General features: G+C 51.8%; 12 protein-coding genes and 1 tRNA gene. 5 read left to right on the top strand and 8 right to left on the bottom strand.

Translation table 11 applies throughout. The features are described from left to right. Window positions 1-197 precede the first annotated feature (197 nt). Complete coding sequence (locus tag HMPREF0201_RS18040; RefSeq protein WP_016538188.1) at window positions 198-2,624, top strand: glucose/quinate/shikimate family membrane-bound PQQ-dependent dehydrogenase; 2,427 nt, start codon at window positions 198-200, stop codon at window positions 2,622-2,624. Window positions 2,625-2,955: 331 nt separating this feature from the next. Here the strand turns inward: HMPREF0201_RS18040 and HMPREF0201_RS18035 are convergent, their stop codons facing one another. The 5 genes from HMPREF0201_RS18035 to HMPREF0201_RS18015 form a co-directional block, all read right to left on the bottom strand. Continuing rightward, window positions 2,956-3,621 (bottom strand): hypothetical protein, encoded by a 666-nt coding sequence (locus HMPREF0201_RS18035; RefSeq protein ID WP_016538186.1) that lies wholly within the window; start codon window positions 3,619-3,621, stop codon window positions 2,956-2,958. Window positions 3,622-3,632: 11 nt separating this feature from the next. Beyond that, window positions 3,633-4,199 (bottom strand): recombinase family protein, encoded by a 567-nt coding sequence (locus HMPREF0201_RS18030; RefSeq protein WP_016538185.1) that lies wholly within the window; start codon window positions 4,197-4,199, stop codon window positions 3,633-3,635. A gap of 691 nt (window positions 4,200-4,890) precedes the next feature. Then, entirely contained in the window at window positions 4,891-5,826 is a 936-nt protein-coding gene (locus tag HMPREF0201_RS18025) for a hypothetical protein (RefSeq protein WP_016538183.1), read from the bottom strand. A 45-nt stretch (window positions 5,827-5,871) separates the two neighbouring features. Next, window positions 5,872-7,617 (bottom strand): site-specific integrase, encoded by a 1,746-nt coding sequence (locus tag HMPREF0201_RS18020; RefSeq protein ID WP_016538182.1) that lies wholly within the window; start codon window positions 7,615-7,617, stop codon window positions 5,872-5,874. A 39-nt stretch (window positions 7,618-7,656) separates the two neighbouring features. Then, window positions 7,657-7,732, bottom strand: a tRNA-Phe gene (locus HMPREF0201_RS18015). A 433-nt stretch (window positions 7,733-8,165) separates the two neighbouring features. Between HMPREF0201_RS18015 and HMPREF0201_RS18010 the strand changes: the two genes are divergently transcribed. After that, the gene (locus tag HMPREF0201_RS18010) at window positions 8,166-10,301 is read left to right on the top strand and encodes an ornithine decarboxylase (RefSeq protein WP_016538180.1); all 2,136 of its coding nucleotides are present in this window, start codon (window positions 8,166-8,168) and stop codon (window positions 10,299-10,301) included. Window positions 10,302-10,462: 161 nt separating this feature from the next. On the opposite strand, the gene mltC is transcribed toward HMPREF0201_RS18010, so the two are convergent. Genes mltC through mutY form a run of 3 tightly spaced genes read right to left on the bottom strand, consistent with a single transcriptional unit; the run spans window position 10,463 to window position 12,952 of the window. Further along, window positions 10,463-11,542 carry a membrane-bound lytic murein transglycosylase MltC gene (mltC, locus tag HMPREF0201_RS18005; RefSeq protein WP_115586331.1) on the bottom strand — a complete coding sequence of 360 codons (1,080 nt, stop codon included), beginning with the start codon at window positions 11,540-11,542 and terminating at the stop codon, window positions 10,463-10,465. Window positions 11,543-11,585: 43 nt separating this feature from the next. Further along, window positions 11,586-11,861: an oxidative damage protection protein gene (locus tag HMPREF0201_RS18000; RefSeq protein WP_016538178.1), complete on the bottom strand. Its 276-nt coding sequence runs from the start codon at window positions 11,859-11,861 to the stop codon at window positions 11,586-11,588. Between the two features lie 2 nt (window positions 11,862-11,863). Continuing rightward, entirely contained in the window at window positions 11,864-12,952 is a 1,089-nt protein-coding gene (gene mutY / locus HMPREF0201_RS17995) for an A/G-specific adenine glycosylase (protein ID WP_039898818.1), read from the bottom strand. A 149-nt stretch (window positions 12,953-13,101) separates the two neighbouring features. Here mutY and trmB point away from each other — a divergent pair, with 149 nt between their 5' ends. The 3 genes from trmB to HMPREF0201_RS17980 all read left to right on the top strand — a co-directional run bounded on the left by trmB (window position 13,102) and on the right by HMPREF0201_RS17980 (window position 14,933). Beyond that, window positions 13,102-13,821, top strand: a complete 720-nt coding sequence (gene trmB / locus HMPREF0201_RS17990) for a tRNA (guanosine(46)-N7)-methyltransferase TrmB (RefSeq protein ID WP_016538176.1) — start codon at window positions 13,102-13,104, stop codon at window positions 13,819-13,821. Continuing rightward, on the top strand, window positions 13,821-14,147 hold the full coding sequence (locus HMPREF0201_RS17985) for a YggL family protein (protein ID WP_016538175.1): 327 nt from the start codon (window positions 13,821-13,823) through the stop codon (window positions 14,145-14,147). Before trmB ends, HMPREF0201_RS17985 begins: the two co-directional genes overlap by 1 nt. Before the next feature lie 69 nt (window positions 14,148-14,216). Beyond that, entirely contained in the window at window positions 14,217-14,933 is a 717-nt protein-coding gene (locus HMPREF0201_RS17980; protein WP_016538174.1) for a YggN family protein, read from the top strand. The last annotated feature ends 63 nt before the right edge of the window (window positions 14,934-14,996 follow it).

Here is a 14,996-nt window from a genome sequence, read left to right as displayed (position 1 = left end):
CAGTAGGGGCGACTGCACCGCAGGCGTTTATCAAGATAAATGTGCGGTAGGCTAGCGCCCTGAACCTCCAGACAGGTGAACGATTATGTTAATAACCGCACCGAAGGTTAATTATATGTAAAGTTTTTAGGATGTTTAAGGTAGAAACCTTCATTCGAAAGGCGTTAAGATTCGCGTAAGTTTCTCGGAGAATCAATATGAATGAAAATTCCTCCCGCCGCACCGGTTGGCTGGGTATCTACTGTCTGTTTTTGTCAATCATCCTACTGGCGTTCAGCCTGGCCTTTATCATTGGGGGTATTAAATTAGCCTCCTTAGGGGGGAGCTGGTATTTTCTGATTGCCGGTATTGTGTCTTTAATTTCCGCAATACAATTTTTCCGTCGTAAATCCTCAGCAGTTATGGTTTTCGCTCTGGTATTTGCAGGGACCCTGCTTTGGTCTTTATACGATGCCGGGATGGATTTCTGGCCGCTGGTGTCACGTTTGATGGTACCCGCAGGCCTGCTGCTGCTGGCTGCTGTCGCGTGGCCTGGGCTGCGTAAATCTGAAGGGAAAAAGGCCCGTGCCAAAGGGGCGTACGGCGTTTGTGCAGTATTAATCATTGGTATAGGCGCGACCTTTATTCAAATGTTTCAGCCTCATCCGACGGTGGCATTTAAAGGGGAAGAGTTACCTTTGGTGCCGGTAAATAAGGGCCAGCAACAGCAAAACTGGGATCATTACGGTAATACAGCGGGGGGGAGCCGATTTGTTGCTCTCGATCAGATTAACCGTGATAATATTCAAAAGCTTAAGCCTGTCTGGACCTATCACACCGGTGATATTCCTTTAAGCCCGGATGGTAATGGTGCTGAAGATCAGCAAACGCCATTACAGGTCGGCGATCGTGTATTCCTTTGCACGCCGCACAATAACGTCATTGCAGTTGATGCTGATACCGGGAAAGAGATCTGGAAAGCTGAAATTAATGCGAAATCCGCTATCTGGATGCGGTGTCGTGGTCTCGCTTATTTTGATGCTACCAAACCGGTCGCAAAACCTACGATTTCAGGTTCTTCCCCTGTTATTGAACCTAAAGTCGCCTCGGGTGCAGCTTGCCAGCGCCGTATTCTGATGAACACCATCGACGATCGTCTGATTGCGCTCGATGCTGATAACGGCCAGTACTGCCCTGATTTTGGCCATAACGGCACCGTTAGTCTTTTAGAGGGTATGGGGAAAGCGGACGATCCGAGCTATGTCGTGACTTCAGCACCGACACTTGCCGGTACAACCGTGGTGGTCGGTGGGCGCGTGGCTGACAACGTCAGCACAGACATGCCAGGCGGTGTTATCCGTGGTTACGACGTGATTACGGGAAAACTGCGCTGGGCGTTTGATGCCCGTAATCCTGATCCAAACCATGTTCTGAAGCCTGGTGAGCACTACATGCGCAGCTCCGCTAACTCCTGGGCTCCTATGTCCTGGGATGCGGACATGAACACCGTATTTATCCCAATGGGAAGCTCGTCTGTTGATTTATGGGGCGCAGATCGTATTCCTGAAGACCATAAATACGCCACGTCGATACTGGCGCTGGACGCCACTACCGGCAAAGAGAAATGGGTTTATCAAACGGTCCACAATGACCTTTGGGATTTTGATATTCCCATGCAGCCGAGTCTGGTGGATTTCCCTACGAAAGAGGGTAATAAACCCGCTGTGGTGGTCGGCACGAAAGCCGGACAAATTTATGTCCTGGATCGTCTGACGGGTAAACCGTTGACCGAAGTTCGTGAAGTGCCGGTCAAAAAATCAGATATTCCTAACGAGCAATATTCCGCCACGCAGCCGAAATCGACCGGGATGCCACAAATCGGGGCTGAAACGTTAAAAGAATCGGACATGTGGGGAGCTACGCCGTTTGACCAGCTAGCCTGCCGTATCAGCTTTAAATCTATGCGCTATGACGGTCTCTACACCGTGCCGGGCACAGATGTATCACTGAGCTATCCGGGCTCTCTTGGCGGTATGAACTGGGGAGGTCTTTCTACCGACCCGAACAATCACTATATCTTCGTGAACGATATGCGGCTGGGGCTGTGGGTTCAACTGATTAAGCAGGATCCGCAAAGCGCGGTAGCGAACACGGGTGGCGAAGCGGTCAATGCGGGAATGGGGGCCGTTCCAATGAAAGGAACGCCGTATTCCGTGAATAAAAATCGCTTTATGTCACCGCTGGGCATCCCGTGCCAAAAACCGCCGTTCGGTACACTCTCTGCCATTGACTTGAAAACCCAAAAAGTTGTCTGGCAGGTACCTGTAGGCACCGTGCAGGATACGGGGCCATTTGGTATAAAAATGCGGATGAAAATGCCGGTGGGTATGCCAACTCTCGGAGGTACTTTGGTGACTCAGGGCGGACTGGTGTTTATCGCTGGTACGCAGGATTACTATCTACGAGCCTTCAATTCCTCAACAGGCGAGGAAGTCTGGAAGGCTCGCTTGCCGGTGGGGAGCCAGGGGGGACCCGTCAGCTACGTCTCACCGAAAACGGGTAAACAGTATATTTTAATCTCAGCGGGAGGGGGACGTCAGTCACCGGATCGCGGTGACTATGTGATTGCCTACGCTCTTGACTAAGTGATAAAAAAATCATTACCCACCTCCTATGGAGGTGGGTGTCAGATGATACGAGTACAAAAACGTCGGGAACGTTTTTGAACAGCGCTTGCGCTGGCCCGCAGGGTGGGTATCAGGTTCAGGCGAATAATTGAACTTGTTCGATAAAGAGTCCATACGCCAGAAAGCAAAAAACCAGCCCGTAGGCTGGTTTTTCTAAATAGTGGTGCCCGGACTCGGAATCGAACCAAGGATTCGTTGTCATAGCAACGAAATCACCGAATAACAGTAAGTTACCTTTACGCTTCGATTCCGAATGTACCACTACTTTGTACCATCAAGCAACTCAGTATCAATAGTAGGATGCTTCTATTTTGTTGAGTAGCTGAGTAAATTGCAGGTGCCCATAAAACTGGGCTCGGTACTCATTGAATTTTTCACCAGTATCATCCGATGTTATGCCCGGATAGAACAATTTATCCATACTTGCCGTTGCTGGTGAAAGTTGCCCCCTCATTTTTTTCGTAACTGACTCCAGGCAAATCTTGTGCAAGTCTTTCTTACGAAGATCCTCTGAATACTGTTGTGTTGTTGCAATATAATCTTTTGCTTTTAGATAATTGTTGCTAAGAGCATCATTGAACAACTTATCGGTATCAGCATTATCTTTTGGATATGGGCCATACTTTTCATACAGTTTCTGGTCATAGTAGTAAAGCCGTGGGTACCTGTTTCCAGCATAATCAACAGACTGATCGACATAATGTTTTACCCTTCCCCAGTATTCAAGGATGCTTACGGCTTCGGGAACGTAACCTGCTTGGTTTTTGAGTACTCCGGAATTCTTAATGTAACCTATGCAGATATCCGTTTTGGCCTGAAGTGGGAGGGCATTTTTCATATTTCTTTCCAATCCTACACGATTGGCTTGTAGCATCTGTGCCTCCTCATCTGTCGGCTGGTATGCCGCCAAGGTCGGAAGAGTCACAAAACTGACTACCATAAGTATCCATTTCATACCGTTAATCCTTATTGTTTGTCTAAGAGGTCTGGACGCTCATCTCGAATAATTCGATAAATGCTGGTGATACCAATTTTCAGCTGATGGGAAATCTCTGCTTTACTAGTACCATTTTCGACTAATTCTATGACTTCTTTAGCTTTGCTGCGAGCTGTCGGTTTACGGCCTTTATACTTGCCTTTGAGTTTCGCTAGTGCGATCCCTTCGGCCTGCCGTTCCAGCATCATTTCTCGCTCAAACGTGGCGATTGCACCAATCATGGTTAGCATGAGTTTTCCAGTCGGTGTAGCTGTGTTAATGCCGATATTAAGAATGTTTAACGCCACGCCTTTTCTCTGAAGGTATTCTGACACTTCAAGCAGATGTCTGGTATTACGGGCGAGACGGTCCAGTTTCGTTACATGAACGATGTCACCTTCCCGGACCCATTCGAGCATTGCCTGAAGCTCGGGGCGATCGTCCTTGGCTCCGCTGATTTTTTCCTGAAATACTTTTTCGCAATCAGATAACGCTGCCAGTTGTGAATCAAGGTGCTGCCCAGATGTCGATACACGGGCGTAGCCGATAGAAGCCATGTGAACTCCTTACCCTGCCAATAGAACATGCTATTCTGCCAAAACGCAGAAACCACCCTGCGGTATAACCTGAGCGGGCATTCCTTCGTTGTACGGGCGGCAATGTTTAGAGCATGGTTATTGGCAGGGGAACAATAAGTTAAGGGGGAAGGGGTTACGCCGTTTCTGGTGGTGGGAAACCCGATGATAATGCTTTCAGGATTGCAGCCAGAAAGGCAGCTAGTGCTGCCCGAGCGGCTTGCCATAGGATACGCTTCAGATTCATTCTACGGCCCTCCAAGCCCCATCTGCTGATGAGTGACAGGGCGAAATACAGAGTCTCTCACGAGGCTTCTGAGGACGTTTTACGGGGGTATGTTTCATCAAGGAACTCCTGTGTGGTTATAGACAACTTTCTTATACCTACGCAGGGAGATTTCATTGAGTTAAGGGCGATACCAGCTTTGATGATGGGGGGGAAGATTGCAGTTTTTTATGGCATGTTTAAGTTCTTGATTAAGTTATTGCCTTAAGGAATATCTACCGTTAGTCTACCGAGGAGTAAGATGAATTTGAGTAGTAAATAATAATAAAACTATAGAATCCTATATAAGGGTGTGTTGGGGGAGGTTTAAAAGGTTACAACGTTTGAACAGCCCGAAAGCCCCGTCCTATGAGGCTTTCTTTGTAACTTTTCCTGTAACCTGCCCGTTTAAATCCCGTATGCTCTGAGATACGCCCGCCGGAAGCGGACATCACGGGGTTTCTCATAAGGAATATCAAGTCGTAGAAGCAGATTTTCCATTTCGCGGAGGGGTTGAGTAGGCCGTTTAAGCAGAAAACTACACATGTTTTGCTCTGCATTGTAAGCATTTCGAACGGACATGTTGTTTATTCGCATTTCGGGACCCGGTCGAGCAATACATGCCTTCCGCAGGCAGTGAGCATAACAATCTTCCAGCCGAATGAATCTTTTCAGATGGCGGACGGCCTGAAGCCATGTTTCCTGTTCCTCATGCCTGACCCTGATTAGCGTTACACCGGGCAGATTTTCCCTGAACCACCTGTCCCGACGTTTATCATTGAGCCGATACCGCGTTGTTCTGTGAGCAGCCTCATCGAATTCAATGATGAACTGGCGTTTAGCTGTTTCCCCTTTTGCCATATCGGTATACCACTGCTCGGTTAGGAAGAAATCTACCCGATAGTGGCCAATGAGTTTCTGTTGCTCAAGTTCGTAATGGACAAAATGCGGCTGCTTCCTCAGCTCGGCTATTAGATCGCGTAATCTGATGCCAAATTGTCCCTCAAGCCTGCTTTCGCCGGGTCTGACTGGCAGCTCTAAACCCGCTTTTTGTCCGATCGAGTCAATTAGCGGTTCATTCTGGCTGCTATAGATACTGTAGGTAAGCAGGGCGAGGGCATCACTAGCAGAGATCCAGCCGTTTTTGTCCGGGATTTCCCCCTTAATTAGCCCGGGTGTGCAGCGTGACAGGACATTTTCGTGAGCCTTGAGTAAATTTGCATGTGTACGCTGCACCCATTGCGTGAATCGTACTGCCTGAGGTGTCCTTTTCCGCAAGAAATCAACGGAAATTTGGGGGACCCCGTCAACGGTCCGCCAGTCGGTATCAGGAATTCTTAGCATATCGATAATCTCCAGTGAGTTTACTGTGCCTTATACTGCTGAAAGTCAGTTTTCTAGCCGCTTTAGCTCCAGTCTGGGGATTTGTTCAATAGCGCGACGCTGAGCCTCCACGGATTTCTCCCCGTATCCGTGGCTGGCCTTTGCTCTGTCGGGTGAGTTCTCGTTATGCCCGAGAATGCTATCCTGAATTTCTTCGCGGATGTCCAAATCGCGGAACAGGGTAACGAGTGAGTGGCGGAAGCTGTGGGTTTGTTTGATGCCTTTTCGAGTCAGGCCATGTTCACGAATGTAGTTACCCCACCAGCGGACATAATTGTAGGAGTACTTACCATTTGTTTCCGACTTTTCGGTAAAGAGCTGGTTGGTGCTGGACTGTACGAAACCAAGGAAGCCTAGCTCAATCAGATGACTGTGTATCGGGAACTGGCGTGTGTTACCCATCTTGATCGACTGTCCTTCACCCATTGTCAGCCTGAAGCAGGGGGTACCGTCCACCTCCACGATGTCACCCTTACGGAGCTGGGCGATTTCCTCAACGCGGGCACCGCAGTAGTAGAGAATTAATGGTATCCAGTACGCCATAGCCCCATACGGCGTTTCTTCACCGTGGAATACGGGCAGAGAGAAGATTCGGCTGATTTCATCGCGACTAAAAGATCTGACGACTGTCGGGCCAGCGACGATCTTACGTTTCTTCAGCTTACCTAGCGGATTCTCAGTTAGTTTGCCGTCCTCTACCGCGACGCGGAAGACCGACGACAGCTCTTTAAGCATATTTTCAACGCGGACAGGGCTGATTTTTTCACCTTCAGCGTTCACCTGCTTGTGCAGTGGCAGTAACCGTACCGCCTTAGAAGGACGGGAAGGGAGCTTTTCGAGCAGGTTACGGAAGTCGGCGAGGTCAGTAACGGTGATGTCCTCTACAGCCTTCTGCCCGATAAACTCAATGAAGCGATTTGCCGATGTTGTGTAGGCTATAATCCGGCTTTCTGCCCGCAGTGGTTCATGACGTTGAACGTGTTCTTTATAGCGTTCGAACAGGTCTGCGAAGGTGAGAGTTTCGGGTCTTTCTGTAGGGAGAACGTCCAGACCTTTGCTTTTTGCGTAGATCTGCGGGCGAAGATTCAGAAGGTAAGCATTCGTGATATCGCTACGGCGTTCAGCAAGCCGCCAAGCCAGACGTTTCCTCCAGAGCGAGGTAAGAACGATTGGTGTGTATTCGAGAGCCTCATCCAGCTCTAAGGCCATCAGTTTACAGATGGACTCGTCACGTTCTGCCTGCCATGTTTCTGACTTGTACCGGGGCTTGTGTTCGCGGTCTTCCAGCCAGTCGTGAATGATGTCGTTTTCCGGCGAGTGGAGCAGCACTGTTTTACCATCGAGAACATCTTCAACGAGATATCGCTCCCGGATTAGCTCGTCATTCTGCATGGATCGTGAAGCCCATACACCAGCGATCATTTCGATATCAGCATCAGTTAAGGACTCTTCCGCTTTAAGCTGCTTTTCTGCCAGCCTGAGCATCATGTCGATCTGAATGATTTTTGCGGGTGCACGTTCTCTGGCTTCCCTCACGTCTTTGGTATCAAGGGTGAACTTGATCTCACGTTTATTGAGTATGCCTTGCAGGTGTTTGGGGACGACTTTACGGATGAGGTAAACGCCGAAATTGTTCTTGGTTGGCTGTATCATAATGCCCATTTTGTACCACCTTTTTGTACCACCGGGAAGCAGGGCCGGAGGAGAGATAAGGGCGGTAACTACTGGTAAACCAACAAGTTGTTGACTCATAATGCAAAAACCCCCGCCGAAGCGAGGGTTATAAATGAGTGGTGCCCGGACTCGGAATCGAACCAAGGACACGGGGATTTTCAATCCCCTGCTCTACCGACTGAGCTATCCGGGCAACGGGGCGCATTAAACCGTAAACCCTATTCCGCGTCAATCGCTTTGTTGCATAAGGCCGTTCGTTTGCATGATTTATGTGCTGGCTGTTACAGAGTTCAGGTTGAACCTGCCGAAAGAAGGTGCCATGATTGCGCGAATTTTCTTATCCACCACGGGGCGCTTTGATGTTCACTCTCAATTCCCACGCATCTTTCGGGATAGCGCTCGTCCGTGCAGTTATTTCCTTCCGAAGTCCCTTGCTCACCATGCGGTGAGGGCAACGTATGCTCGCTGCAGGACAACAGTAAAATCAGGGCTGACCTGGTTTTACTGATGTCTGGCGGTCGGAGTGGACTCACACCCTAAGACCTTCAGAACGCCTTCACCGGGGAACTTTCCCTTTGCCGTGCCGGTTGGCACTCACTCATCCTTGAAGACGGGGATTTGTGCTTATGAAATCATTGAAAATTGCCGCAAGCCACGACGTGGTGGCATTACTCTCAACTCATCGCGAAGTGGTCACGCTTGCCGATACCGACTTTACCGATGTTGCGGCAGTTGTCATCTCCATTGCGGACAGCCGCAGTGGCATTCTGGCGCTGTTGAAGCGAACCGGCTTTAATCTGCCTGTATTTATCTTCAGCGAGAGCATTGTGGAAGAGCTGCCCGAGGTTACGGGCGTGATTAGCGGTAAAGCACAGGATTTTCTGGAGCTGGAAACCGCAGCCGGCGACTACGAAGAAGACCTGCTGCCGCCGTTCTTCAACACCCTGAGCAAATATGTGGCGATGGACAACAGCACTTTCGCGTGCCCCGGCCACCAGCACGGTGAGTTCTTTAAAAAACATCCGGCTGGCCGCCAGTTCTTCGATTTCTTCGGTGAAAACGTATTTCGAGCCGACATGTGTAATGCCGACGTCAAGCTGGGCGACTTGCTGATCCATGAAGGTTCTGCCAAACACGCGCAGAAGTTTGCCGCAAAAGTATTCCATGCCGACAAAACCTACTTTGTTCTGAACGGGACATCGGGCGCGAATAAAGTGGTGACCAATGCGCTGTTGACGCGCGGGGATTTGGTACTGTTTGATCGCAACAACCATAAATCAAACCATCATGGCGCATTGATTCAGGCCGGAGCGACGCCGGTTTACCTGGAAGCCTCCCGCAATCCATTTGGTTTTATCGGCGGGATTGATGCCCACTGTTTCGAAGAAAAACATCTGCGTGAGCTGATTGCAGAAGTCGCACCGGAACGTGCAAATGAGGCCCGGCCATTCCGCCTGGCGGTTATCCAGCTTGGCACCTACGACGGTACAATCTACAACGCGAGGCAGGTGGTGGATAACATCGGCCACCTGTGTGACTACATCCTGTTTGATTCAGCGTGGGTGGGCTATGAGCAGTTTATTCCGATGATGGCGGACTGCTCGCCGCTGCTGCTTGAGCTGAACGAGAACGATCCGGGAATTTTTGTGACCCAGTCGGTTCACAAGCAGCAGGCCGGTTTCTCGCAGACTTCGCAGATCCATAAAAAAGATAACCATATACGCGGCCAGGCTCGTTTCTGCCCGCATAAGCGGCTGAATAACGCCTTTATGCTGCATGCTTCAACCAGCCCGTTTTACCCGCTGTTTGCCGCGCTGGACGTGAATGCCAAAATTCACCAGGGCGAAAGCGGGCGCCGTCTTTGGGCTGAATGCGTGGCTCTGGGGATTGAAGCGCGCAAGGCGATCATCGCTAACTGTAAGATGATCAAACCGTTTATTCCGCCGGAAGTCGCGGGGCGCCCATGGCAGGATCATCCAACGCAAACGATAGCCCAGGAACGTCGTTTCTTTAGCTTCGAGCCGGGCGAGCGCTGGCACGGCTTTGAAGGCTATGCGAAGGATGAATACTTCGTCGATCCCTGCAAGCTGCTGCTGACCACGCCGGGGATCGATCCGCAAACGGGTGATTACACCGAATTTGGCGTACCGGCGGCGATCCTAGCTAATTATCTGCGTGAAAACGGGATCGTGCCGGAAAAAGCCGATCTCAATTCCATTTTGTTCCTGCTTACTCCGGCCGAAAGCGCTGAGAAAATGGCCCAACTGGTGGCAATGCTGGCCCAGTTTGAGCAGCATATTGAGGACGACACGCCGCTGGCGGATGTGCTGCCAACCATCTATCAGAAATACCCGGTGCGCTACAAGGGCTACACGCTGCGCCAGCTCTGCCAGGAGATGCATGACCTGTACGTCAGCTTCGAGGTGAAAGAGCTGCAAAAGGCTATGTTCCGCAAGCAGAGCCTGCCGAAAGTGGTTATGAACCCGCAGGATGCAAATATCGAGTTTATTCGCGGCAACGTCGAGCTGGTGCGCCTGAGTGAGTCAGAAGGGCGCATTGCTGCCGAAGGCGCTCTACCTTACCCGCCTGGCGTGCTGTGCGTGGTGCCGGGAGAGGCGTGGGGCGGTGCGGCGCTGAGCTATTTCCTGGCTCTGGAAGAGGGCGTGAATATGCTGCCTGGCTTCTCGCCTGAGCTACAGGGTGTGTATAGCGAGACGGATGCCGATGGGATTAAGCGGCTGTATGGGTACATGTTGAATTAAGAGGAAATTGCCCCTCACCCCGGCCCTCTCCCCAGAGGGGCGAGGGGGTAAACGAGCTTCCAGAAGATCCCTCTCTCCAGTGGTGCGAGGGGGCAAACTTGCTCCCAGAAGATCCCCTCTCCCTTTTAGGGAGAGGGTTAGGGTGAGGGTAACGTTCTGGACTATCGCCGACGGTAGCTCTTCTGCGCGGTATTCACCTTATAAAGATAATGGCGAGACTCAGCAGAAGGATGGCGTGTGGTCAGCGTCTGGTAAACGTCGCCCGGATCCATGCTGTTGATCAGATTAAACGCCTGAGTCTTATCGTTTGAGAACACTCTAAGCACGCTGCCCGCGCCGCCGTTATAGGCGGTAATCACCGCATAGCGGCGTGAGGTCGGGTTATCAATCTGCCCCAGATAGCTGTTCTGCAAAATCGCCAGGTAAGCGGTGCCGGTATCGATGTTGCTCTCCGGATCGAACAGATAGCTGCGGCTCGGTTTACCCCATTTCCCCTGCGCTTTAAACACATCTACCCCGGCGCTGTGCTGAACAACCTGCATCAGGCCCAGTGCGTCCGCGTGGCTCACCGCATAAGGGTTAAAGCTCGATTCGGTCTGCATGATTGCCAGAATCAGCGACTCATCCACGCCGTATTTCTTCGAGGCTTTGCGCACCATGCCGATGTATTTATGGGCACGTTTATCGAGGTGGTTTGGCACCAGGTTAATGGTAACGCTATACACGATTTTCAGGCCGGTACTGCGGCTCTGAAGACGAGTTTTTAGCAGGTAGTCGGCAAATTTCGACGCGCGACCTTCCCAGCGAATAGGCTGCCCGGTGTTGTCCACCACCTGTCCGTAAAGGAATGGCTCTTTGGAGATAAGCACGTCGTTGGCGTCGGAATAGAGGTCGATAGAACCCGGATCGTCGCCCATCAGCAGGGTGGTAATGATGGCCTGGCGCAGGTGCGCAGCCGGGTCAGTTCCCGCAATGGTTTCAACGGTAATCGTACCTTCGTCGAAGTTAATGTGGCTGCGGGTCAGGTACTGATCGGTATATTTGACATAGTCTTTAGGACCGGCGATCAGCACCTCTTTCATGCCCCAGATATTTTCGATGTTGTTAGCAAATTGCCCCATCAAAATATCAAACCCGTTGGTGTCCTTTATATAAGCTTCGTTATAAGAATCACCGTCTCTTTTACTGGAACAGGAGATGAGTAACGGAGCCACGAGGGCCAGCGCGAGAAGTTTTTTCATCATTCCGTGTATGCGTGTTGTGTTTGCAAAAAGAGGCCGACGGTTACTGTTTTTCCGGCGGGGTAAAGCCTTCGATGTGGACGTCTTTCCCTTCAAACAGGAAGTTGACCATCTCGTTTTCCAGCTCTTTACGGTGTTCCGGGTTCATCATGCTCATCTTTCTTTCGTTGATAAGCATCGTCTGTTTAGTCTGCCACAGCGCCCAGGCTTCTTTAGAGATTTCGTTATAGATTCGCTTGCCCAGCTCGCCAGGGTAGAGCTGGAAATCCTGGCCTTCAGCATCGCGCTGCAGGTAAGTACAAAAAATAGTTCTGCTCATTATTAATCCTCTTCTGCGGCTCGGACGGGCGCTATAGCGACCGGTTCGACGCGTAATTGTTGTAACAGGCGCTCCACGGGAGCAGCCAGTCCGACGGATGGCGGCTGGGCTAAGTTATACCAGAGAGCCGCTCCTTCATCCATGCAGCCGCCCGGCGACGACACCGGAAGCCACATAGGCACAATATCCAAATGGAAATGGCTGAAAGTATGGCGGAAGGCGGTTAGCTGGGTGAGATTATCCGATGGAATTCCCCGCTGTTCCAGCCAGTTATGCAGCGCCTGCTCGTCCGTAAATTGCGGGAAGCAGAACAGCCCGCCCCACAGGCCCACGGCAGGGCGCTGAGCGAGGAAGACCTCGTCGCCCTGTTGCATCATTAACATATAGCCAGTGCGCTCGGGCAGCGTAACCTTAGGTTTTTTGCCGGGATAGTTGGCCCAGCTATGGTTGGCGTAAGCCATGCAGCCGTTGCTCAGGGGGCAAAGCTCGCATTTCGGTTTTGAGCGAGTGCAAACCATCGCCCCCAGGTCCATCATCGCCTGGTTAAACTGGCTAACGCCTTTGGCCGGCGTTACCTGCTCGCTGATTTCCCACAGGCGTTTTTCAACATCTTTTTTGCCCGGCCAGCCCGAAACGGTATAGCAGCGAGCCAAAACGCGCTTAACGTTGCCGTCCAGAATGGGGAAGTGTTTACCCAGCGAAAGCGAAAGAATCGCTCCGGCTGTAGAACGCCCAACGCCCGGGAGGTCGGCTACTTCGTCATAGGTTTCCGGGAACACGCCACCGTGTTTATCGGCAACCTGCTGCGCGGCTTTGTGCAGATTGCGCGCACGAGCGTAATAGCCCAGGCCGGTCCACAGGTGCAGCACCTCATCCAGCGGAGCGTTGGCGAGGTCGGTAACGGTTGGGAAGCGCGCCATAAAGCGTTCAAAGTAGGGGATAACCGTCGCGACCTGCGTTTGTTGCAGCATCACTTCCGAGAGCCAGACTTTATAAGGCGTTTTTTCCTGCTGCCACGGCAGAGTTTTGCGCCCATACTTGTGGTACCAGTCGAGTACCTGTTGGGCAAATTGAGGCGCTTGCATCGTCAATGCTGGGCATCCGGCAAAGGGTGAATAAGGCTGCCGATTCCAGCACAGAGCGTTAAAGCTGTAAACCGGAACTTTCCTGTGCTTGCTTCTCATGCTTAACTTTGGATAATGCCCGTTTCCCGAACACTAAGCGAAGCGTTAACGAAATCATGAAGAATGACGTCATTTCACCGGAATTTAATGAAGAAGGCCGCGTGCTGCGCCGTATCCGCAGCTTTGTTCGTCGCCAGGGGCGTCTGACGAAGGGCCAGCAGCATGCGCTGGATAACTACTGGCCGGTGATGGGCGTTGAGTTCCAGGCCGAACCAGCCGATTTTGGCACCCTGTTTGGCCGTGAAGCGCCGGTCACGCTGGAGATAGGCTTTGGTATGGGAACTTCGCTGGTGGCGATGGCGCAGGCGAACCCGATGCACAACTACCTCGGAATTGAAGTGCACTCGCCGGGCGTGGGCGCCTGCCTGAGCACCGCGCATGAAGCTGGCGTAGAGAACCTGCGCGTAATGTGCCACGATGCGGTAGAAGTGCTGGAAAACATGATTCCTGACAATTCTCTGACCATGGTTCAGCTGTTTTTCCCTGATCCATGGCACAAAGCGCGCCATAATAAACGCCGTATCGTTCAGGCTCCGTTTGCCGACCTGGTGAAACGCAAGCTGAAGCTGGGCGGCGTGTTCCATATGGCAACCGACTGGGAACCTTATGCCGAACATATGCTCGAAGTGATGTCCTCTATCGAAGGGTATAAAAACCAATCGGAGAGCAACGACTACGTACCGCGTCCGGACACGCGACCGGTGACCAAATTTGAACAACGTGGCCATCGTCTTGGCCACGGCGTATGGGACTTAATGTTCGAGAGGGTGAAATAATGGCAAAGAATCGTAGCCGTCGTCTGCGTAAGAAAATGCATATCGAAGAGTTCCAGGAACTGGGTTTCTCTATTGCCTGGCGCTTCCCGGAGGGCACTTCCGAAGAGCAAATTGATAAAACCGTGGACGAGCTGATCGCCGAAGTCATTGCGCCAAACAAACTGGCGTTTGACGGCAGCGGTTATCTGGCCTGGGAAGGGCTGGTGTGCATGGAAGAGATAGGCAAATGCACCGAAGAGCATCAGGCGCAAATTCGTAAATGGCTTGAAGAGCGCAAGCTCGAAGATATTCGCATCAGCGATCTGTTCGACGTCTGGTGGGATTAAGCATTAGCAAAAAACAGGCTGGTTAATTAACCGGCCTTTTTTTCAGGAGCTGAATTTTCAGGAGAAAACATGATCCGTAAGCTTCTTTTAGGCGCGCTGCTGGTAACCGCCGCCTCGGCGCACGCAGACTATCAGTGCAGCGTGAACCCGCGTGATGACGTGGTTATCAGCCCGCAGTCCGTTCAGGTCGTTGGCGAGAACGGTAATCTGGTTATTGCCCCTGACGGTAGCGTTCAATTCAACGGCGCGCAGAAAACGCTGAACGCCGCCCAACGCCAACAGGCGCTGAATTATCAGAAATCTCTGCGCGCGGATCTTCCGTGGATCGATAACGGCGCTCGCTCGCGGGTGGAGAAAAGCCGCATCGCGCTGGACGGCATTATTGCTAAAGAGGTGGGCGAAAGCAGCAGCATGCGCGGCCGTCTGACCAAGCTGGATGCTCAGCTCAAAGAGCAGATGAATCGCATTATCGAACGCCGCCAGGATGGTTTGACCTTCCACTATAAAGCTATCGATCAGGTGCGGGCGGATGGGCAGCAGCTGGTGAACCAGGCGCTGGGCGGGATTTTGCAGGACAGCATTAACGAAATGGGCGCGCAGGCGGTTCTGAAGGGCGGCGGTAACCCGTTGCAGGGCGTGCTGGGTAGCCTGGGCGGGCTGCAAACCGCTATTCAGAAAGAGTGGAATAATCAGGAAGCGGATTTTCAGAGGTTCGGTAAAGATGTGTGTGACCGCGTGATCACCCTCGAGCAGAGCCGCAAGGCGCTGGTGAGCGGGCTTAAGTAATCCAGAGGCCGGCTCTCTCCCGGCCGGTTCCAACATGGCGGCTGTTCGGTTTACCCGCAGAAC

Source organism: Cedecea davisae DSM 4568 (assembly GCF_000412335.2).
Classification (GTDB): domain Bacteria; phylum Pseudomonadota; class Gammaproteobacteria; order Enterobacterales; family Enterobacteriaceae; genus Cedecea; species Cedecea davisae.
Note: the sequence above shows the minus strand (reverse complement) of the source record. Positions and strands in the feature narration are given on the sequence as shown.

Bases quoted from the DNA above. Each gene is read 5' to 3' on its own strand.
- HMPREF0201_RS17980 (WP_016538174.1), top strand. From the start codon at position 14,217: ATGATCCGTAAGCTTCTTTTAGGCGCGCTGCTGGTAACCGCCGCCTCG.
- HMPREF0201_RS18030 (WP_016538185.1), bottom strand. From the start codon at position 4,199: ATGGCTTCTATCGGCTACGCCCGTGTATCGACATCTGGGCAGCACCTT.
- HMPREF0201_RS18000 (WP_016538178.1), bottom strand. From the start codon at position 11,861: ATGAGCAGAACTATTTTTTGTACTTACCTGCAGCGCGATGCTGAAGGC.
- HMPREF0201_RS18025 (WP_016538183.1), bottom strand. From the start codon at position 5,826: ATGCTAAGAATTCCTGATACCGACTGGCGGACCGTTGACGGGGTCCCC.
- trmB (WP_016538176.1), top strand. From the start codon at position 13,102: ATGAAGAATGACGTCATTTCACCGGAATTTAATGAAGAAGGCCGCGTG.
- HMPREF0201_RS17985 (WP_016538175.1), top strand. From the start codon at position 13,821: ATGGCAAAGAATCGTAGCCGTCGTCTGCGTAAGAAAATGCATATCGAA.
- HMPREF0201_RS18035 (WP_016538186.1), bottom strand. From the start codon at position 3,621: ATGAAATGGATACTTATGGTAGTCAGTTTTGTGACTCTTCCGACCTTG.
- HMPREF0201_RS18040 (WP_016538188.1), top strand. From the start codon at position 198: ATGAATGAAAATTCCTCCCGCCGCACCGGTTGGCTGGGTATCTACTGT.
- HMPREF0201_RS18020 (WP_016538182.1), bottom strand. From the start codon at position 7,617: ATGAGTCAACAACTTGTTGGTTTACCAGTAGTTACCGCCCTTATCTCT.
- mltC (WP_115586331.1), bottom strand. From the start codon at position 11,542: ATGAAAAAACTTCTCGCGCTGGCCCTCGTGGCTCCGTTACTCATCTCC.
- HMPREF0201_RS18010 (WP_016538180.1), top strand. From the start codon at position 8,166: ATGAAATCATTGAAAATTGCCGCAAGCCACGACGTGGTGGCATTACTC.